The 19,960-nt window shown below is 32.4% G+C and carries 14 protein-coding genes and 1 pseudogene; 7 read left to right on the top strand and 8 right to left on the bottom strand.

The window, feature by feature from the left end; all coding sequences use genetic code 11:
- Positions 1 to 675 carry a 7-cyano-7-deazaguanine synthase QueC gene (gene queC, locus OT390_RS00075; protein ID WP_002859730.1) on the bottom strand — a complete coding sequence of 225 codons (675 nt, stop codon included), beginning with the start codon at positions 673 to 675 and terminating at the stop codon, positions 1 to 3.
- Between the two features lie 77 nt (positions 676 to 752).
- Here queC and OT390_RS00070 point away from each other — a divergent pair, with 77 nt between their 5' ends.
- A complete protein-coding gene (locus OT390_RS00070; RefSeq protein WP_002855588.1) occupies positions 753 to 1,979 on the top strand; it encodes an HD domain-containing protein in 1,227 nt (408 codons plus the stop codon).
- 91 nt (positions 1,980 to 2,070) lie between these two features.
- Positions 2,071 to 2,467, top strand: a pseudogene (locus tag OT390_RS00065) (DUF1440 domain-containing protein).
- Between the two features lie 11 nt (positions 2,468 to 2,478).
- On the opposite strand, the gene ilvD reads toward OT390_RS00065, so the two are convergent.
- A complete protein-coding gene (gene ilvD / locus OT390_RS00060; protein ID WP_002860154.1) occupies positions 2,479 to 4,155 on the bottom strand; it encodes a dihydroxy-acid dehydratase in 1,677 nt (558 codons plus the stop codon).
- Between the two features lie 159 nt (positions 4,156 to 4,314).
- On the opposite strand from ilvD, the gene OT390_RS00055 reads away from it, so the two are divergent.
- The 3 genes from OT390_RS00055 (at position 4,315) to OT390_RS00045 (ending at position 5,874) form a co-directional block, all read left to right on the top strand.
- A complete protein-coding gene (locus OT390_RS00055; RefSeq protein ID WP_002855562.1) occupies positions 4,315 to 4,962 on the top strand; it encodes a ferritin family protein in 648 nt (215 codons plus the stop codon).
- A 64-nt stretch (positions 4,963 to 5,026) separates the two neighbouring features.
- The gene (locus OT390_RS00050; RefSeq protein WP_002853093.1) at positions 5,027 to 5,266 is read left to right on the top strand and encodes a ComEA family DNA-binding protein; all 240 of its coding nucleotides are present in this window, start codon (positions 5,027 to 5,029) and stop codon (positions 5,264 to 5,266) included.
- Positions 5,267 to 5,298: 32 nt separating this feature from the next.
- Positions 5,299 to 5,874, top strand: a complete 576-nt coding sequence (locus OT390_RS00045; RefSeq protein ID WP_002853153.1) for a ribonuclease HII — start codon at positions 5,299 to 5,301, stop codon at positions 5,872 to 5,874.
- Here the strand turns inward: OT390_RS00045 and OT390_RS00040 are convergent, their stop codons facing one another.
- From OT390_RS00040 to OT390_RS00030, 3 genes are all read right to left on the bottom strand, one after another.
- Entirely contained in the window at positions 5,875 to 7,320 is a 1,446-nt protein-coding gene (locus OT390_RS00040; RefSeq protein WP_002859727.1) for a glutamate synthase subunit beta, read from the bottom strand.
- Between the two features lie 9 nt (positions 7,321 to 7,329).
- Positions 7,330 to 11,820: a glutamate synthase large subunit gene (gene gltB / locus OT390_RS00035; protein ID WP_002859726.1), complete on the bottom strand. Its 4,491-nt coding sequence runs from the start codon at positions 11,818 to 11,820 to the stop codon at positions 7,330 to 7,332.
- A 133-nt stretch (positions 11,821 to 11,953) separates the two neighbouring features.
- The gene (locus OT390_RS00030) at positions 11,954 to 13,261 is read right to left on the bottom strand and encodes a Na+/H+ antiporter family protein (RefSeq protein WP_072227286.1); all 1,308 of its coding nucleotides are present in this window, start codon (positions 13,259 to 13,261) and stop codon (positions 11,954 to 11,956) included.
- A gap of 203 nt (positions 13,262 to 13,464) precedes the next feature.
- Here OT390_RS00030 and OT390_RS00025 point away from each other — a divergent pair, with 203 nt between their 5' ends.
- Complete coding sequence (locus tag OT390_RS00025; RefSeq protein ID WP_002888412.1) at positions 13,465 to 14,703, top strand: sulfite oxidase; 1,239 nt, start codon at positions 13,465 to 13,467, stop codon at positions 14,701 to 14,703.
- 2 nt (positions 14,704 to 14,705) lie between these two features.
- Positions 14,706 to 15,047: a monoheme cytochrome C gene (locus OT390_RS00020; RefSeq protein WP_002853099.1), complete on the top strand. Its 342-nt coding sequence runs from the start codon at positions 14,706 to 14,708 to the stop codon at positions 15,045 to 15,047.
- A gap of 25 nt (positions 15,048 to 15,072) precedes the next feature.
- On the opposite strand, the gene gyrB is transcribed toward OT390_RS00020, so the two are convergent.
- The 3 genes from gyrB to dnaA form a co-directional block, all read right to left on the bottom strand.
- Positions 15,073 to 17,382 carry a DNA topoisomerase (ATP-hydrolyzing) subunit B gene (gyrB, locus tag OT390_RS00015; RefSeq protein ID WP_057031568.1) on the bottom strand — a complete coding sequence of 770 codons (2,310 nt, stop codon included), beginning with the start codon at positions 17,380 to 17,382 and terminating at the stop codon, positions 15,073 to 15,075.
- Between the two features lie 28 nt (positions 17,383 to 17,410).
- Positions 17,411 to 18,478 (bottom strand): DNA polymerase III subunit beta, encoded by a 1,068-nt coding sequence (dnaN, locus tag OT390_RS00010; RefSeq protein WP_002855594.1) that lies wholly within the window; start codon positions 18,476 to 18,478, stop codon positions 17,411 to 17,413.
- A 159-nt stretch (positions 18,479 to 18,637) separates the two neighbouring features.
- Positions 18,638 to 19,960 (bottom strand): chromosomal replication initiator protein DnaA, encoded by a 1,323-nt coding sequence (gene dnaA, locus OT390_RS00005; RefSeq protein WP_237952485.1) that lies wholly within the window; start codon positions 19,958 to 19,960, stop codon positions 18,638 to 18,640.

Here is a 19,960-nt window from a genome sequence, read left to right as displayed (position 1 = left end):
CTAGGACTTATATTTAATCTTATCTTTAAATCCTGCTTTTTCAAAACCTCTTAAACGAAGCAAACAACTATCGCACTCCCCACAAGCTTCATCTTCACTCTCATAACAAGACCAAGTAAGTTCTAAAGGTACATTTTCTTTTAAGGCTAGTTCTACAATTTTAGCTTTGTTTAGTCTAACAAGCGGAGTTTTTATACAAACTTTGAAATTCTTACTCGTACCTTCATTGATAAATTCTTGTGCCTTTTGTATAAACTCATCAGTACAGTCAGGATAACCACTGCCATCTTCTTCTACCACCCCTATAAAAATACTCTCACAATTTTCCTTTTCAGCCAAAGATCCTGCTATGCTTAAGAAAATTCCATTGCGAAAAGGCACATAAGTGATAGGTGGGACATCGCTTATGCAAAGCTCATTTTTAGGGATATCTATACTTTTATCGGTTAAGGCATTACCCCCTATATCTTTGATAAAACTCACATCTAAAATATAAGATTTTTCTACTTTTAAAGCCTTGCAAATTTGCTTAAAACATTCTTTTTCTTTTTCTTGAGTGCGTTGTTCATAGTCAAAATGCAAAGCGATGATTTCATAACCTTCTTTTTTGGCCAGATAAGCACACAAAGTACTATCCATACCGCCACTTATGATACAAAGTGCTTTTTTACTCATTTTTATCCTTAAATTTGCTATAATTTCACAATTTTAACGAAAATTTTTAAATTTAAATTGCAAAAAAAGGCAAAAGCATGATAAACATAAAACTCATAGAACACATTTTTAAAGCCGCTTCTATCAGTCGTTGGAATGATTATCCAAGAATGGCAAATTTGGTTGAACTTGACAAACAAGCTCATAAATTCATCATCGCATATTTTATCGCTAAAATGGAAAAAGATGTGGATATGAGAGTGATTATAGAAGGGGGAATTTTTGAGTTTTTAAGTCGTGTTGTGGTAACTGATATACGCCCTGATGTGTATCATGAAATCGTGCGTCAAAAAAAAGCTGAAGTTAATGCTTGGGTTTTAAGCAAAATCGAACCTATGATAGAAGATATAGAAGATGGGGAATTTCTAAAGCGTTTTGAAGCGTATTTAAACGGTAATGCTTATGCTAAAGAAAGACTTATCTTAAAAGCAGCTTCATATTTTGCTACAAGATGGGAATTTAACATAGTTTATCAAACCTCAGCTTTTTTAAATGATATTGATGAGATTAAAAACAAAGTTGAAGAAGAATTAGAAGATTACTATGAGCTTATAGGAGCTAGAAAAATTGCTTTAAATCAAAAAATAGCCAAAATTATTGATCTTAGCGGAAGACTTCGCTTTCAAAAACGTTGGGCTCAAACTCCACGCATACCAGAAACCGCGGTTTTAGGACATATGCTTGTGGTGGCGATTTTAGGATATTTTTACTCACTAAAAATCAAGGCTTGCGATAAAAGACTTGAGAATAATTTTTATTGTGCTTTGTTTCATGATTTGCCAGAGTCTTTAACACGTGATATTATCAGCCCTGTAAAATACGGCATTGATGGACTTCATGATATCATAAATGATTATGAAATGAAACTTATTAATGAAAGAATTTTACCCTTTGTACCTGAGGGTTTAAGGGCTGAGTTTTCTTATATTTTAGGCATTAGAGAAGGTAGAAACGGTGAGTCAAATTTTGTAAAAAATGAGTTTGAAAATCGCACTTATAAAAATGCTAAAATCGAGCTTTGCAGCGGAAGTTTAAGCTCTTTTAATGAAAATGAATTTGGTGCTATAGATGGTAAGGCGCTTAAATACTGCGATAAAATTGCTGCTTATATAGAAGCAGGACTTAGTATAAGTTATGGTGTAAAGTCTAAAGAACTTGAAAGTGGTTTTTTAGGAATGTATGAGTTTTTTAAAGAAAATCCTACCATAGATGGGGTGAATTTTTTTGAAATTTGTGAAAGTTTAAGAGAGTATTTTAAAATTTAAATAAGATTTTTATACTACTATTTTCAATATGTTTTAAATAAAAATATTATAATTTCAAATTTTATTTTGTATAAAATATAAAGGAGTTATTATGAAAAAATACTTTCAAAAGCGCTATACTTTAGCCTTTTTTATAGGTATATTAGCGGGTATTTTCGGAGCTATTGTTAAATGGGGTTGGGAAGTACCTTTTCCTCCAAGAAATCCCAATGTTTTTTGACCAGCAGATGCTTTAGAACGTGTTACTCCACCTAAAATTTTTCTAGAACAACTAGGCTTACCTACTGAAAGGTGCAGTTTTTGGATTTTTTGTTTATCTTTTTGCCCATGTTATTGTAATGCCTTTAATTGCAGAAGTTCCACCACTTTCTGAAATTCCTTTTGATGAACACCTGTCTGAAATTTTTGGCCATATTGTTTGGCTGTGGGGCATGGAAATAGTTCGTAGAGATATAAGAAATCGTATAACCAAAGACATAGAAGAATGAAAGGAAACCTTTCATTCCATATCTAAAACCGCACCTTTACTAGCATTGCTAACAAGTTTTTGATACATTCTAAGCCATCTTGAAGACACCTCTTTTTGAGGCAATGCAAATTCTTTTTTACGTTTAGCAATTTCTTCTTCACTTACATTTGCATGGATAGTATAAGCATCTACATCAATTTCTATTTCATCTCCATCTTTTAAAAGTCCTATAAGACCACCTTCAGCTGCTTCAGGGGAAATATGACCAACGCTTAAACCCCTTGTAGCCCCGCTAAAACGACCATCGGTGATTAAAGCTACATCAGCACCTAAACCCATACCCATTAAAAGTGAAGTAGGACTTAACATTTCTTGCATACCAGGACCCCCTTTTGGACCTTCATAGCGTATTACACAAACATTTCCTTTTTGCACCTTGCCTTTGATAATGCCTTTTATAGCTTCATCTTGAGAGTTAAAACAAACAGCTTTGCCTTTAAATTTTCTTTCTCCGATTATTCCTGCGGTTTTTATAACGCAACCTTGCTCGGCTAAATTTCCAAACAAAATGGCAAGCCCACCTACTTTTGAGTAAGCATTATCTACTTTACGAATGATATTTTCATCTTTGATTTTGGCATTTTTTAAGCGTTCTTTGAGACTTTCTCCTGTAATGGTCAGTGCATCAAGTTCTAAAATATGTCCTTGTCTGCTTGAAATTTCAGCCATAACTGCACTCACACCGCCTGCTTTGTGGATATCATCCATATAAACACTATTTAGCGACGGGGCTATTTTTGCTATGTGTGCAACTTTGCTTGAGATGAAATTTAAATCTTTAATATCTAGTGCCACCCCTGCTTCACGCGAAATGGCAAGCATGTGTAAAACAGTATTGCTACTTCCACCCATTGCCATATCTACTACCATAGCATTACGCACGGCTTTTTGAGTGATGATATTGCGAATTTTAAAACGCTCATCTAAGGCGATTTCACAAATACGACGCGCTGCTTTTCTTAAAAGCTCTTCTCTTTCTTTGCTTAAAGCTAAGATGGTTCCATTACCTTCTAGTGCTATACCCATAGCTTCGCATAAGGTATTCATAGAATTTGCTGTAAACATTCCCGAGCAAGATCCACCACTTGGACAGGCTGAACATTCTATATCTTTAAATTCTTCTTCGCTAATTTTTTTGGCTTCATAAGCCCCTACAGCTTCAAAAACAGAGCTAAGACTAATCTTTTCTCCTTTTTTAGTTACCCCTGAAGCCATAGGCCCACCACTTACAAAAATGGTTGGAACATTTACTCTTAAAGCTCCCATTAACATACCAGGAGTGATTTTATCGCAGTTTGGAACACAGATTAAAGCATCAAGTTGATGAGCATTCATCACTGTTTCAATGGAATTTGCGATGATTTCACGACTTGGTAAAGAATAAAGCATACCTTCATGTCCCATAGCTATACCATCATCTACACCTATGGTATTAAACTCAAAAGGCACACAACCATTTTTGCATATCTCATCTTTAATGATTTTAGCATAATTATTTAAAAAATAATGTCCTGGGATTATATCTATATAGCTATTTGCTACACCTATAAAAGGTTTGTCAAAATCTTCATCTTTCAAACCACAAGCACGAAGTAAAGAACGATTAGGTGCTTTTAAATGTCCTTTTTTTATCGCATCGCTTCTCATTGTAACTCCTGATAATAATTTTTTAAAATTATATTTAGCAAAGCTTAATTTTTGTGAAATTTATTTTGATATACATTTTCATAAATGATAAAAATTATTAATTGACAAAAATATTTTTTTATAATACAATGCTTTTTGATAATCAAAAAAGGAGTCAAAATGAGACAATATGAAACCTATAAATGCCAAAAATGTGGTAATGAAGTAGAAGTTCAAAATGTAGGTGGAGGTAAGCTTAGTTGTTGCGGTGAAGAAATGAAATGTATCACTACAGATTTAACTGCAGTAAATTTGATGAAAGCTTTTGCGGGCGAATCTATGGCGAGAAACAAATACGATTTATTTGCTGATGTAGCTGAAGAAGAAGGTTGGCATGCGGTTGCTAGACATTTTAGAGAAGCAGCTGAAAATGAAAAATGGCATGCAAGAGCAGAATTTAAAGCTTATCATGAAATCGTTGATGGAAAACCTTTAGAAGTAACTACAAAAAACCTAGTAAGTGCTGCAGAAGGTGAAAACTATGAGCACACAACTATGTATCCAAATTTTGCAAAAATTGCTGAAGATGAAGGTAAAAAGGCTATAGCAAGATTATTTACAGCTATTGGTAAAGTAGAAATCGAACACGAAAGAGAATATCTAGCGCTTAAAAAAATGCTCGAAGAAGAAGAATTTTTTAATAGTGAAGTAGAAGAATTATGGGTTTGTGAAGTATGCGGACATATACATCGTGGCAAAAAAGCTCCAGCAGCCTGTCCTTTATGTAAAGCACCAAAAGAGTATTTTAAACGCGAATTTTTGGGTTAAGTTAAGAAATTCTTATCCTTTTTAAGATAATATTATAATTATTTTTTAATAAAAGGATAAGAAAATGAAAAAATTACTATTTTTATTTTTTGCTTTAACGGCTTTTCTCTTTGGTGCTGTAAATATCAACACTGCAACACTAAAAGAATTAAAAAGTTTAAATGGTATTGGCGAAGCTAAGGCTAAAGCGATTTTAGAATACCGCAAAGAAGCAAATTTTACAAGTATTGATGATCTTAAAAAAGTTAAAGGCATAGGTGATAAGCTTTTTGAAAAAATCAAAAATGATATCACAATAGAATAAAAGGGCATTTTTGCCCTTCTTTTTAGAAAAATTTGAAAACTTTATTTGACACAAAAGAACTTTTAAACGAATTTGATATAAATTTAATCGGTATTGATGAAGCAGGACGCGGTGCTTTAGCAGGTCCTATGATGATGGCAGCTTGCAAACTGAACAAACAACTTGATGGGTTGTGTGATTCTAAAAAACTAAGCGAAAAAAAACGCGAAGAACTTTATGAAATCATCATCAAAAATTCAAACTATCTCATACTTGCTTTTTCTTCAGAACAAATCGACGCACTAGGCTTAAGCACTTGTTTAAAAAAAGGCTTAAAACTTATAAAAAAGCATTTTAAAACAGAAAATAACTTCTTATATGATGGAAACACCAACCTAGGTATAAACGGGATAAAAACACAAATCAAAGCCGACACTAGCATTTTGCAAGTAAGTGCAGCTAGCATACTTGCAAAAGTTAGTAAAGATAGGGTGATGAATTTCTTAGCTAAAGACTTTCCTTGTTATGAATTTGAAAAAAACAAAGCCTATGGCACAAAAGCTCATAAAGAATTTATAGCTAAATTTGGAATTTGCAAACTCCACCGAAAAAGTTTTAAACTTTTATGATTATTTTGCTAAATTTTGATGCAAACTCAAAGCACATTCTATACCATCTTTTATAGCCCAAACAACTAAAGATTGTCCTTTTCTAGCATCTCCACAAGCAAAGATTTTTTTATGAGTGGTTTGGAAATTTTCTGTGCTTATGTTGTTTTTCTCATCTAATTTCACTCCAAAATTTTTAGAGATAGCTTCTTCGCACCCGCTAAAACCCATAGCTAAAAGCACTAAATCCGCTTTATAAGTTTTTTTAGAATTTGAAATTTCGACATTTATAGCTTTGCCTTCTTTAAACTCGCGTTTTAAATCATTTGCTTCAACACCTTCTACATGAGTTTTTCCTAAAAATTTCTTTGTCATTTTTTGATATTCCCTAGGATCTTTGCCATATACAGCAATGGCTTCTTCTAAACCATAATCAGTAGTAAAAATGTCAGCTTTTAAAGGCCAAGGATTGTTTTGGCTTCTTTGCAAAGGTCTTTTTGGACTTCTTTCAAAACGCACTATAGATTTAGCCCCTTGTCTTGTCGCTACAGCGATACAATCCACACTTGTATCCCCGCTTCCTATAACCAAGACATTTTTACCTTTGGCCATATCTGCACCCTTGCCTGTTTTTAACAAAGTTTTGGTATTTTGCGTTAAAAAATCAAGGGCAAATTCAACCCCTTTTAGCTTTCTACCTTCTATATCAAGATCTATAGGCTTACTTGCTCCTGTACAAAGCACCAAAGCATCAAATTCTTTTAGAAGTTTTGAAACCTTATCTTTGCTGTCTATATTTTCATTCACTTTAAATTCAATCCCACTTTTTTTAAGCAAATCCACCCGTCTTTGAACTATACTTTTATCAAGCTTCATATCAGGGATGCCATACATCAAAAGTCCGCCTATTTTATCGCTTCTTTCAAAAACACTTACTTTATAACCTAGTGAATTTAAAGTATTGGCACAAGCAAGCCCAGCAGGCCCACTTCCTATGACAGCGATTTTTTTGCCATTGTATTGCTTAGGTTTATTTACTCTTACTAAATTTTCCTTAAAAGCATTTTCTATAATGGATAATTCATTATTTTTTATGCTCACACTAACACCATTTATCGCACACACACAAGAATCCTCACAAGGAGCAGGGCAAACACGACCGGTAAATTCAGGAAAAGGATTGGTAAGATCAAGTCTTTCATAAGCTTCTTTCCATAAAGAACGATAAACAAGATCGTTCCATTCAGGAATGAGATTGTTTAAAGGACAGCCCACATCTTTTCCTTCGCTCATCACACCCGTATGACAAAAAGCTACCCCACAATCCATACATCGTCCACCTTGAATTTCTTGTTCTTTTTTATCCAAAGGTATAGTAAATTCTTTGAAATTTAAAACCCTTTCCTTAGGAGCAATTTTTTTAAAATCCATTCTTTTAAAGTCTAAAAAACCTCTTGCATTTCCCATTTTTACTCCTTATTTTTGTGTGATTTTCAAAAATGCTGCTAAATTTGGATCTTTTTCATTTTTACAAAGATCAAGCATTTTTAACATCTTTTCATAATCTCTTGGCATGACTTTAAAAAAGTCTTTTTTATCGAATTTTTCTAAAATATCTTTAGCCTTTTTAGAATCTGTATAAGTGATATGTTTTTCTATCACGGCTTTTAATTCTTTTTCATCCTTAGCATTAAGATCTTTAATATCCACAAGCTCGGTATTTACATGAGCTTCATTGTGTCTTCCAAAGATATAAACAACGCCCCCACTCATACCAGCAGCGAAATTCGCACCCACATCTCCAAGAACTACAACTTGTCCACCTGTCATATATTCACAACCATGCACGCCTGTTCCTAAAACCACAGCCAAAGCCCCTGAATTTCTTACACAAAATCTTTCCCCTGCTATACCATCTAAATACACTTCACCTTTTGTAGCTCCGTATAAACAAGCATTTCCTGCGATGATATTTTCTTCAGGTGAAAAAGTGGCTTCATTTGAAATTTTTGCTATGATTTTACCACCACTTAAACCCTTGCCTAAATAATCATTGCTATCGCCTATAATCTCAAGTTTAATACCCTTTAACAAAAACGCTCCAAAGCTATTGCCTGCATTGCCTATAGCTTTGATATGGATACTATCTTCATCTAAAGCATCTTTTCCATAAGTTTTTAAAATTTCACTTGAAAGCATAGTTGCAAAAGTACGACTTTGATTTCCTACTTCTAAAGAAAGTTTGATAGGCTCTTTTTTCTCCACAGCATTTTTACAAAGTGGTAGTAAAATTCTATAATCAATCGTTTTTTCAAGTTTATTGTCTTTATAATCTTTAAAATGCACAGCGGTTCTATTATAAGTAGGCAAGGATTTTAAAATTTTATCTAAATTTAGCTTTCCTGCTTTACCTTGCACACTTTTTTGGCGGAGTTTATCCACGCGACCTATCATATCATCTAGGCGTTCAAAACCAAGCCTTGCCATGTATTCTCTAAGCTCCTGGGCTATAAAATACATGAAATTAATCACATCATCTACTTTGCCTTTGAAACGATCTCTAAGTTCTGTATCTTGAGTGGCTATACCAAAAGGACAGGTATTTAGATGACAAACTCTCATCATTGTACAACCTAAAACAATCAAAGGCGCGGTTGCAAAACCAAATTCTTCAGCTCCTAAAAGTGCTGCTATGGCTAAATCACGCCCATTCATAAGCTTTCCATCAGTTTCTAATCTTACCCTATCTCTAAGCTTATTTAAGATCAAAGTTTGATGCGTTTCAGCTAAGCCTAACTCCCAAGGAATTCCAGCATGCGGTATAGAAGTTCTAGGACTTGCACCCGTACCTCCATCATAACCTGAAACAAGGATTAAATTCGCGCCTGCCTTAGCCACACCTGCAGCAACCGTTCCTATGCCATTTTCGCTTACAAGTTTTACTGAAATTTTAGCGTCTTTGTTAGCATTTTTTAGGTCATAAATAAGTTGAGCCAAATCTTCTATAGAATAAATATCATGATGAGGAGGTGGGGAAATAAGCGTCACACCTGCAGTAGAATGTCTAGCCTTAGCTATCCAAGGATAGACTTTAAAGCCCATTAATTGTCCGCCCTCACCTGGTTTTGCACCTTGAGCGACTTTGATTTGAATTTCTTTTGCATGACTTAAGTAGTTTAAATCCACGCCAAAACGCCCACTTGCTACTTGCTTAATGGCTGAGTTTTTATCCACACCCTCTTTGATTTCATAACGTTCTTCATCCTCACCACCTTCACCTGAATTTGATTTAGCACCTATTTTATTCATAGCCTGTGCTAAACACTCGTGTGCTTCTTTAGAAATAGAACCATAACTCATCGCCCCTGTTCTAAAGCGTTTAACTATACTTTCTACACTTTCAACCTTATCTATACTGATAGCTTCACTAAAATCAAATTCCATCAAAGAACGCAAATTAACTTGTTTTTCATCTACTAAAGCCGAGTATTTTTTAAAGCTTTTATAGTCTTTGTTGCGACAGGCTTGCTGAAGATTAAAAATCACAAGTGGATCGATTAAATGTTCTTCTTTAGCACTTCTAAAACCATGAATTCCTTTAGAATCTAAAGCCTTATGCGTATCGTTAAAAGCATGTTTATGTAAAGCAATGAGCTCTTTTTCAAAATCTTCTAAATCCATACCTTCAATGCGTGAAGTTGTAGAAGTGAAGTATTTATCAATCACTTTAGAGCTTAAGCCCAGACATTCAAAAAGTGCAGAGCCATTATAACTTTGCAAGGTAGAAACTCCCATTTTAGAAGCAATTTTGACTATGCCACTTGAACTTGCCTTGATGAAATTTTCTACCGCCTTTTCATAACTTAAATTTAAATCTTTATTGGCAATGAGTTTTTGTATACTCTCATAAACCAAATAAGGATTAATAACAGTCGCACCATAACCTAAAAGACATGCAAAATGATGAATTTCTCTAGGTTCACCACTTTCGATAATAAGACTTGTGTGTGTTCTTAAATTTTTTCTTACTAGATGATTATGCACTCCAGAAACAGCAAGCAAAGCGGGGATATAAGCGTTTTTTTCATCCACTCCTTTATCGCTTAAAATGATAATAGAAACACCTTTTTTAACCTCATCTTCTATCTTAACGCAAAGCTCATCTAAAGCCTTTTCTAAAGTTTTTTTAGAATAATCATAAAGTATAGAAAATTCTTTAACTTGAAATTTATTTAAAGCCTTAACTTCAAAAAGTTCTTCATTGCTTATCACAGGCAAGGCTATTTTTACGCGTTTTGCATTGTTTTCATCAGGTTTTAATAAATTGCCTTCGCTTCCTAGATAAATCCTTGTAGAAGTAACAATCTCTTCTCTTATGGCATCAAGAGGAGGATTAGTTACTTGTGCAAAAAGTTGTTTAAAATAATTATACAAAGGTTGATAAGTTTTAGAAAGTATAGCCAAAGGAGTATCTACACCCATAGCTGCTATAGCTTCTTTACCATTTTGAGCCATAGCAGCCACACTCATTTTAAGCTCATCATAACTCCAACCAAAAGCTTTTTGGAGTTTTAAAACCTCATCTTCTTTTAAAAACTGATGTTTATAAACTCCGCTTTTTTGTTTTTCAAGTTCAACTAAATTTTTAAGCCATTTTTTATAAGGCTTAGCATTAGCATAATGCTCTTTGATTTCATTATCAGCTATAACCCTACCTCTTGCTGTATCAACAAGTAAAAGTTTTCCAGGTTCTAAGCGTTTTTTGGCTTTGATATTTTTTTCATCAAGTTTTAAAGCCCCTGTTTCACTTGAAAGTATGAGCATATCATCTTTTGTAAGATAATACCTTGAAGGACGAAAACCATTTCTATCCAAACTCGCCCCCATAATCACTCCATCAGTAAAAACTATAGCAGCAGGCCCATCCCAAGGCTCCATCAATAAAGAATGATATTCATAAAAAGCACGCTTTTTGCTTTCCATATTTTCATTTTTATGCCAAGGTTCTGGCACCATCATCATAAAAGCTTCTTCTAAAGTACGACCATTTAGAGCTAAAAATTCTAAAGTATTATCAAACATTGCAGAATCACTGCTAGGCTTAGCTATGATAGGAAAAATTTCATCTAAATTTTCAAAATACTCACTTTGCATCAAGCCTTCTCTAGCTCTTATGCTATCAACATTTCCGCGTATGGTATTAATCTCTCCATTATGCACCATATAACGGTTTGGATGGGCTCTTTCCCAACTTGGGAAGGTATTAGTCGAAAAGCGAGAATGCACCAAAGCGATGGCTGATTTCATATTGACATCTTTAAAATCAAGATAAAAATCGCTCAATTGAGTTGAAAGAAGCATTCCTTTATAAACTATGGTGCGTGAAGAAAAACTTGAAAAATAAAATTTTGGCACATTAATAGCTCTTTTTTCTATAAGTCGACGCGTACTATAAAGCACTCTTTCAAACTCAAGTCCTGCACTTATTTTACTTGGTTTTTTCACAAAGGCTTGTAAAAAATAAGGCATAGCTTTTAAAGCACTTGCACCTATATCGCTAGGATTAAAAGGCACTTCTCTAAAACCTAAAAATTCAAGTTTTTTATCCTTTAAACCTTGTAAAAATATTTCTTTTGCTTCTTCTTTTGCATCAGTATTGGGTGATAAAAACATCTGTGCTACAGCATAATCACCCTTTTTAGGAAGTTCAAAACCCAATTCTTGAGTTTTAAAAAAATCATGTGGAATTTGGATTAAAATCCCCGCCCCATCACCTGAATTTTCTTCAGCTCCTGCACCACCTCGGTGTTCAAGATTCATCAAAATTTCTAAAGCATCACAAATAACCTTATAAGAAGCAATACCGCGTATATTAGCAACTGCAGCGATACCACAGGCATCGTGTTCGTTCTTTGGGTGGTATAAACCTATGCTTTGATTATTTTCTAGGATATTTTCTAAATCCATTTTGCTCTCCTTATAAGACTGATTTAAATTTTGTTAGCTTTATAAGGATTATAGCATACATTTTTTTAAAATCGATATAATTTTTATCTTAAAAATAAATAAATTAAAAAATATTTTGATAGATTTGCAAAAATTATAAAAACATGGCGATAATACTACCCAAAATCAATAATGGACCATTATAAAAAATAAAAGTTGGTATGCAAGTATCTTTAATGTGATCGTGTTGTTTATCAGCATTTAATCCTACAGTAGTTCCCATGGTTGTTTCACTGGCTGGACTTCCTGCATCTCCTAAAGCTCCTGCTACTCCTAAGATAAATATAATAAGTGCTGTACTAAAACCAAGTTCCAAACAAATAGGACAAAAAAGCGTAGCTATGATAGGTATAGTTCCAAAAGAAGTACCTATACCCATAGTGATGATAAGTCCTATTAAAAGCATGAAAAATACTGCTAAAAATTTACTTTGCTCCATCCAAGGAACGACTGAATTTACAAGATCTACTACTGATCCACTTTCTTTTAAAACTTCTCCATATCCTGCAGCAACAAGGATAACAAAAGCTATAAAACCCATCATTTTAAGCCCATCATCAAAAACTTCATTGACTTTTGAAAATTCAACTCCACCCAAAATAACCATTAAAACAAAACCCAAAAGCCCTGATAAAGGTAAATTCATAGTCAAAATTTGCAAAATTAAAGTTAAAACAAGCCCAGCTAAAACACCCCATTCTTTACGCGTCATTTCAAGATTTTCTAAATCCACTTTAGCAATTTCTACTTCTTGATACTCTCTTGACTTACGATAAAACACAAAAAGCGCTAGAAAAAGTCCTGCTATCATACAAATAGCAGCGAAATACATAGTATTTGTAACATCATTTAAAGATACACTTACATTATTTGCATTTAAATTATCTTTTAAAAGATCTTGAAAAGTAAGTCCAAAGCCTACTGGCAAAACCATATAAGGCGTAGTAAGTCCAAAAGTTAAAGCACAAGCAACCGCTCTACGATCGATTTTAAGTTTATTAAAAAGACTTAAAAGAGGTGGAATCAACAAAGGTATAAAAGCCACATGAATAGGAATTAAATTTTGAGAAAAACAAGAAATCAAAGCTATAGACAAAAGCAATAAATATTTTTTATGAGATATAAAATGACTTACTATCTTAATCAAATATGCAGTTAAATTTGTCTTTGAAATCGCTGCGGCAATGGCCCCTAAAAGTATATAGCTAAGAGCTGTTTTTAAATTTTCTTTCATTCCGCTTATAAGTATATTCATAGTATCTACGAGTTCAAGATGAGAAAATACACCTGCAACAAGAGCTGAGATCAAAAGACTCAAAAGTACATTAAAACGAAACAAACAAAGTAAAGTCATCAAAACAACACTGATAATGATAGGATTAGTAAGTAAAGTCAAAATTATTCCTTAAATAATTTTAAAAATTTAATTGTAGAAAAAACTTAGTTAAAATGTAATAAAACTCGAACATATAATGATTTTATTTTAATATGCAAAATTATAAAAATAATTATTTTTTTTAATCAAAAAGATTAATATAATCAATTATTTAAATTCCTAAAATTTATAATAAAATAAAAAAATCATAAAAATATAAGGATATTTCAATGAAACAAAACAATCAAAAAGAAGATCGCAGAAATTTCTTAAAAAATATAGGATTTGGTTTGCTTGGCATCAGTGTATTGTCAAATTTTTCTTTTGAGAATTTTTTAGGAAGTAAGGCTTTGGCAAAAGAATTGCCTGATTTTAAAATAGAAGGTAAAAAAGATCTTATCTACCATGGCGAAAAACCATTAACAGCAGAAACTGAAATTTATGCTCTTGATTCTGATTTTACCAAACCTGAAAATTTCTTTGTTAGAAATAATGGCTTACCACCAAGCCTAGAAACGATAAAAGAAAGACTTCACAAAGGTTGGACTTTAGAAATCGATGGAGAAAGCATTATCAATAAAAAATCTTACACCATAGAAGATTTAAAAAAGAAATTTAAAACCTATACTTATGCCTTAACAGTTGAATGCGGTGGAAATGGTAGATCCGAAGTTATACCTAGCACAAAAGGAACTCAATGGGGTTATGGTGCAGTAGCTTGCGGTAGATGGACAGGAGTACGTTTAAAAGATATTTTAAAAGATTGTGGCATCAAAAATGATGCGGTTTATATCGGATATTATGGCATAGATACAAAATTAAATGGTGAAGAAACTTCACCTATTAGTAGAGGAGTTCCTATTTCTAAAGCTTTACAAGATGAAACTCTAATAGCTTGGGCTTATGAAGGCAAAGATATTCCTTTAGTCAATGGCTATCCACTTAGACTTGTTTGTGGTGGTTACCCTGCAAGTACAAGTGGTAAATGGCTTTATAAAATTTCAGTAAGAAATAAAATTCATGATGGTGAAAAAATGGAAGGTTCTTATAAAGTTCCTGTAAATCCGGTAAAACCAGGAGATTTTAACTATAAAGGCGAGATGAAAATCATAGAATCAATGCCTATAAGATCTGTAATTACTAATATCAAAAATGGTTCTGAAATAAAAGCAAATAAAAAATTTGAAGTTAGAGGTAAAGCTTGGGCTGGAGAACTTGAAGTTAGTGAAGTTTATATAAGCAATGATTATGGCGTAACATGGACTAAAGCAAAGGTAGAAAAACCATTAAATAGATTAGCATGGCAAAAATGGAGTGCTCAAATATCAATACCAACAAAAGGATATTATGAAATTTGGGCAAGAGCTATCGATAGTCAAGGTAACAGTCAACCTATGGTTTTAGCACAGTGGAATCCAGGAGGATATATCAATAATGCATGCCATAGAGTTAATATTTATGGAGTTTAAGTATGAAAAAAATTATATTGATCTTAGCATTGTTTTTAAGTGCAAGTTGGGCTCAAAATCTTGAAATTAACCCTGATACAGGATTGATTATCGATCCTGATTCACCTTTAGTGGAAGCAAATTGTTTAGCTTGTCATGGATCCAATCTCATTACTAATATGCATGCAAGTAGAAAAGCTTGGTTAGCAGCTATAAGATGGATGCAAGATAGTGAAGGACTTTGGGAAATAGAACCTGAAGATGAAGAAAAAATTTTAAATTATCTTGAAAAATATTATGGAGAAAAATACGATACAAGAAGAAGAATTCCTCTAGCTATACTCTTACAAAACAAAACTCATTGAAGAAATCATTTCTTCAATGATAAATTTACACATCCAAATGCTTTACATCTTTAGCGTGTGCTTGGATATAATCGCGTCTTGGTTCAACCTCATCACCCATAAAGAGATTAAAGGTATCATTTGCACTTTGTGCATCTTCAATAGTGATTTTTAAAAGTCTTCTTACACTTGGATCCATTGTGGTTTCCCAAAGTTGCTCAGGATTCATTTCCCCTAAACCTTTATAGCGTTGTATAGTAGCACCTTTTTTAGCATTGGTTTCAACATCTTCAAGAACTTCTAAAATATCTTTATCAAATTCCAAGCCTCTATCTTTAATCTTATCAAAAATATAATTTGCTTCTTCATATAGTGGATGAGTGAAAAGTTCTTCATTGATCACAAGTTCTTCTAAGCCATTTTGAGTTTGAACGAAAGCTCGAATTTCATTTTCGTTGATATAATGATTTAAGATATTGTGTCCTTGTGTTTCTAAAAATTGTTTGATTACACTAAATAATTCTTCATTATTTCCTTTAACTAAATTTGAATTTTCTATCATATAGCGTATCACAGAAATCACATTAAAACGCTTTTCAAGATCTTTTAAAATCGCACGATAAGCTGCAACGATTTTTAAATAATCTTTTAAATCATTCATTCCTATACCTTCATAGTTTAAACCTTCTATTCCTGTTTCTATCAGGTATTCGCTCAAAGCTTTTTCATCCTTTAAATAAATTTGCTTTTTAGCTTTTTTATAAAGATATAAAGGTGGTTGTGCTAGATAAATATGTCCATTTGCTACAAGTTCATTCATAAAACGGAAGAAGAAAGTTAAAAGCAAGGTTTGTATATGTGATCCATCAACATCCGCATCTGTCATGATGATGATTTTATGATATCTAAGTTTTGAAAGATCAAAATCTTCACCTATACCACAGCCAAAAGCGGTAATCATATTTTGAATTTGCTCAGATTTTAAAATTTTATCTAATCTTGCTTTTTCAACATTTAAAATTTTACCACGCAAAGGCAGTATAGCTTGAAAAGATCTTTCTCTACCTTGTTTTGCAGAACCTCCTGCAGAATCCCCTTCCACAAGATAAATTTCACTTTCACTTGGATCTTTACTTTGACAATCAGCTAATTTCCCTGGTAAAGTTCCTACGCTTAAACTTTCTTTTTTACGCGTTAATTCTCTAGCTTTTTTCGCTGCTTCTCTTCCTCTAGCTGCCATTAAAGCTTTATTCATTATAGCTTTAGCTTCGATAGGATTTTCTTCAAAATATTTAGTCAAATACTCAAAACTTGCTTTTGAAACTATAGGACGCACATAAGTTGAACCAAGTTTTCCTTTGGTTTGTCCTTCAAATTGTGGTTCAGGCACCTTTACACTCACAACAGCGATCAAGCCTTCACGCACATCTTCGCCTGTGATTTTATTATCCTTTTCTCTAGCACTTGCATTTGCTTCTATATAGTTACTTATCACACGAGTTAAACCCATTCTAAAACCAGCTTCGTGTGTTCCACCATCTGGAGTTTTGATATTATTTACAAAAGAGAGTAAATTTTCACTATAAGTATCATTGTAAAGCAAAGCTACTTCAACATTCACATCTTCTTCATCTACGCTAAAGAAAATTGCTTTAGTTAAAGCTTCTTTTTTATTTAAGTCTGTAACAAACTGAGAAATTCCACCTTCAAAGTGAAAACTTTCATGTTTGCCTACGCGGTTATCTTTAAAATTTATAGTGATTTTTGGATTTAAGTATGCAAGTTCACGAAATCTTTTAGCCAAAATTTCATAATCAAATTCAGTCACTTCAAAAATTTGATCATCAGGCCAAAATTCTATAGTTGTTCCTGTTTTTTTACTTTTTCCTATCACACCAAATTCACTGATAACTTTACCTTCTGAAAATTCTTGACGATAAATTTCTCCATTTCTTTCAACTGTAGCTACAAGTTTTTTAGAGAGTGCATTTACAACTGAAACCCCAACACCGTGCAAACCGCCTGAAACTTTGTAAGTATCTTTATCGAATTTTCCCCCTGCATGTAGGACAGTTAAAACAACAGTTAAAGTTGGCATATTTTCAGTTGGGTGCATATCAACAGGAATACCACGACCATTATCACTAACTATACAGCTTCCTTCAGTAGTGATTTCTACATCTATAGTATCACAATGTCCTGCCATAGCTTCATCGATAGAATTATCCACAACTTCATAAATCATATGATGAAGTCCGCCTATGTTTGTATCTCCTATATACATACCTGGGCGTTTTCTAACAGCTTCTAGGCCTTTTAGGACTTTAATATTACTCGCACCGTAATTTTCTTGCATATTTTTCCTTTATCTTTTACTTGTTTTATTACAAAATCATAGGCATAATAATCATTGATAGTCCTTGGGATTTGACTATAAATGCTGAATTAGGTTCATTTACACTTAAAGTGAATTTTTCTTCTTCTATAGAAGTTAAGAAATCAAGTAAATATTTGATTTTTATAGTAAGATTAAATTCTTCACTTACTCCTGTTTGAATTTCAAGTTCTGTTTTTGCTTCCATATTGTCTAAACTTATACCTTCAAAGATGATTTTATCTTTGTTAAAATGAAGTTTCATTTTTTCAGTTACAACGCTGATTTTTTTAAGACTATCTATAAAATCTTCGGTTGAAAAACTGAGTTCTTGTTTGAAAGTTTTTGGTATAACTTTTTCATAATCTGGAAATTTATCGTTAATAAGTTTTGTAAAGAATTCAAAATTTTCATTTTTAGCGATAAGCATATTTTGATCATAAAAAATTTCTATTTTTTCATAGAAAAGTTTTTGCATTTCCATGATAGCTTTTTTAGGGATACTAAAACTAAATTCTTGATTATTTGCTTTTTCTAAAGTATAGATTGCAAGGCGTTTTGTATCAGTTCCTACGAAGTTAATTTTATCTGTTTTTATATCTAAAAATGCACCATTTAAGGAGTATTTTGGGTTGTTTGTATCAATACTTGGTAATATCTTTTTAAGAGAACGACTTAAGTCACTTGAATCAATGTCAAATTGGTTTTTTCCTTCTGTATTTGGAAAATTTGGAAAATCTTCATGATTAAACATAGGAAGTTTGTATTTTGTGCTTTTTTGTCTTATAAATAAAAAATTATCAATGGTTTCTAAAACAACTTCTTCATTGTTTAAGCTTTTAATAACATCTGCAATACTTTTTGCATTTGCAGTAGCAAAACCACTTGATTCTACGCGGATTTTTTTTATCTTATAGTTGATACCTATTTCATAATCACTAGCTCTAATAAGAAGTTTATCTTCATCAGCATGAAAAAAAAGATGAGAAGTAATGGTGCTTGAGTCTTTTTTTTCTACATAAGCATTACATAAAATCACTGCAGATTCTAAAGTATTTTTATTGATACTTAACTTCATTTTTTCTCCTTGGTTTATTTTAATTTTAAATTCGTTGTAATAATAAGCTTGTTGAAATTGTGAAATTCTTCAAAGCAAAATAATCAAATTTGTATTTTATCATACTTTGCTTAATTTCTTTTTTTCACACTCTAGAATTTATTTTTCACATCCTTTCACTTAACTTTGACTTTTAACAAGAATTTTGTTTTTAAGTTCTTCGATTTTTGCTTTTAAAGAACCATCATTTTCTATCATTTCTGTGATTTTTTTAACATTATGTGAAATAGCTGTATGATCTTTCATTTCAAAATAATTCGCAAGTTGTGGCATAGTCAAAGCCGTGAGTGTCCTAGCTAGGTAAATCACAATACGTCTTGCTGTGACTATATTTTGAGTTTTTTTATTGGATTTCACATCGCTTGGTTTGATGTTAAATTCTTTACATACCAAAGATAAAATGTCATCTATAGTGATATTTTCTTTCTTTTCTTTGATATGATCTTTCATCACACTTTTGGCAAGTTCGAGTGTGATTTCTTGTCCTAGTATGGTTGCATAAGCATTTAAACTTATGATGATACCTTCGATTTCTCTTATATTATCCCCTAAAGAAGTAGCGATATAGTTTATGATATCATTAGAAAGATTGATATCGTTAAATTCACATTTTTTTCTTATGATGGCTATTTTTGTATCTAGTTGAGGTGGAGTTATATCAGCTATGATTCCATGTGCAAAACGACTTTTTAAGCGTTCGGTTATACCTTTTAGCATGTTGGGTGGATTGTCTGAAGTCATGATGATTTGTCCATCGTTATTTTTGATTTCATTAAATATAAAGAAAAATTCTTCTTGAATTTTATCGGTTTTTCCTAAAAACTGTACATCATCTATAAGTAAAACATCGCAGTTTCTATACTTTTCATGAAATTTATCTAAAGAACCATTTTTTAAATTTGAAGTAAAATCGTTGATGAAATTTTCACTGGTAGCGTAAATAACTTTTTTTCCCATTTCTAAGCTTGCATTTCCAACTGCTTGAAGTAAATGTGTTTTTCCAAGTCCTGTAGGTCCATAAACAAAGATTGGATTATAAAGTTTTCCAAGTTTGTCTTTATGTGCTATGGCTTTACATGCTCCATAAGCGTATTTGTTAGAATCCCCTACAACAAAACTTTCAAAAGTAAAAGAAGGATTTAAAATCGTGCTTTGTGCTTTTATATGAGCTATGTCGATTTTTGTGCTTTTGTTGCTTTGTTTAGCACTTTGTGCTTGTATATTTATGATGGCTTTATTTCCGCTTTGCACTTCATAAAAATGCGCGATTTTTTTGCCGTATTTTGTTTGTATGAATTTAGCCATGAGTTCATTTGGAGCATTAAAAACTAAAAGATCTGCTTTGCTTTGTTTTTCGTTGAATTTTAAATTTGATAAATAGTTTTCGTATTCGTTTTCACTTAATTCTTTTTTTAAATTTTCAAGTATTTGGCTTGGATTCAT

The sequence above is a fragment of the Campylobacter sp. CFSAN122748 genome (genome assembly GCF_045277125.1).
In the GTDB taxonomy this organism is placed as follows: Bacteria; Campylobacterota; Campylobacteria; order Campylobacterales; family Campylobacteraceae; genus Campylobacter_D; species Campylobacter_D jejuni.
The sequence above is the reverse complement of the archived record's forward strand: the minus strand, read 5'-3'. Positions and strand labels throughout refer to the sequence as shown.

What these genes read in the sequence shown, in the direction of transcription:
- queC (WP_002859730.1), bottom strand. Translation starts at nt 675, where the DNA reads ATGAGTAAAAAAGCACTTTGTATCATAAGTGGCGGTATGGATAGTACT.
- OT390_RS00070 (WP_002855588.1), top strand. Translation starts at nt 753, where the DNA reads ATGATAAACATAAAACTCATAGAACACATTTTTAAAGCCGCTTCTATC.
- ilvD (WP_002860154.1), bottom strand. Translation starts at nt 4,155, where the DNA reads ATGAGAAGCGATGCGATAAAAAAAGGACATTTAAAAGCACCTAATCGT.
- OT390_RS00055 (WP_002855562.1), top strand. Translation starts at nt 4,315, where the DNA reads ATGAGACAATATGAAACCTATAAATGCCAAAAATGTGGTAATGAAGTA.
- OT390_RS00050 (WP_002853093.1), top strand. Translation starts at nt 5,027, where the DNA reads ATGAAAAAATTACTATTTTTATTTTTTGCTTTAACGGCTTTTCTCTTT.
- OT390_RS00040 (WP_002859727.1), bottom strand. Translation starts at nt 7,320, where the DNA reads ATGGGAAATGCAAGAGGTTTTTTAGACTTTAAAAGAATGGATTTTAAA.
- gltB (WP_002859726.1), bottom strand. Translation starts at nt 11,820, where the DNA reads ATGGATTTAGAAAATATCCTAGAAAATAATCAAAGCATAGGTTTATAC.
- OT390_RS00025 (WP_002888412.1), top strand. Translation starts at nt 13,465, where the DNA reads ATGAAACAAAACAATCAAAAAGAAGATCGCAGAAATTTCTTAAAAAAT.
- OT390_RS00020 (WP_002853099.1), top strand. Translation starts at nt 14,706, where the DNA reads ATGAAAAAAATTATATTGATCTTAGCATTGTTTTTAAGTGCAAGTTGG.
- gyrB (WP_057031568.1), bottom strand. Translation starts at nt 17,382, where the DNA reads ATGCAAGAAAATTACGGTGCGAGTAATATTAAAGTCCTAAAAGGCCTA.
- dnaN (WP_002855594.1), bottom strand. Translation starts at nt 18,478, where the DNA reads ATGAAGTTAAGTATCAATAAAAATACTTTAGAATCTGCAGTGATTTTA.
- dnaA (WP_237952485.1), bottom strand. Translation starts at nt 19,960, where the DNA reads ATGAATCCAAGCCAAATACTTGAAAATTTAAAAAAAGAATTAAGTGAA.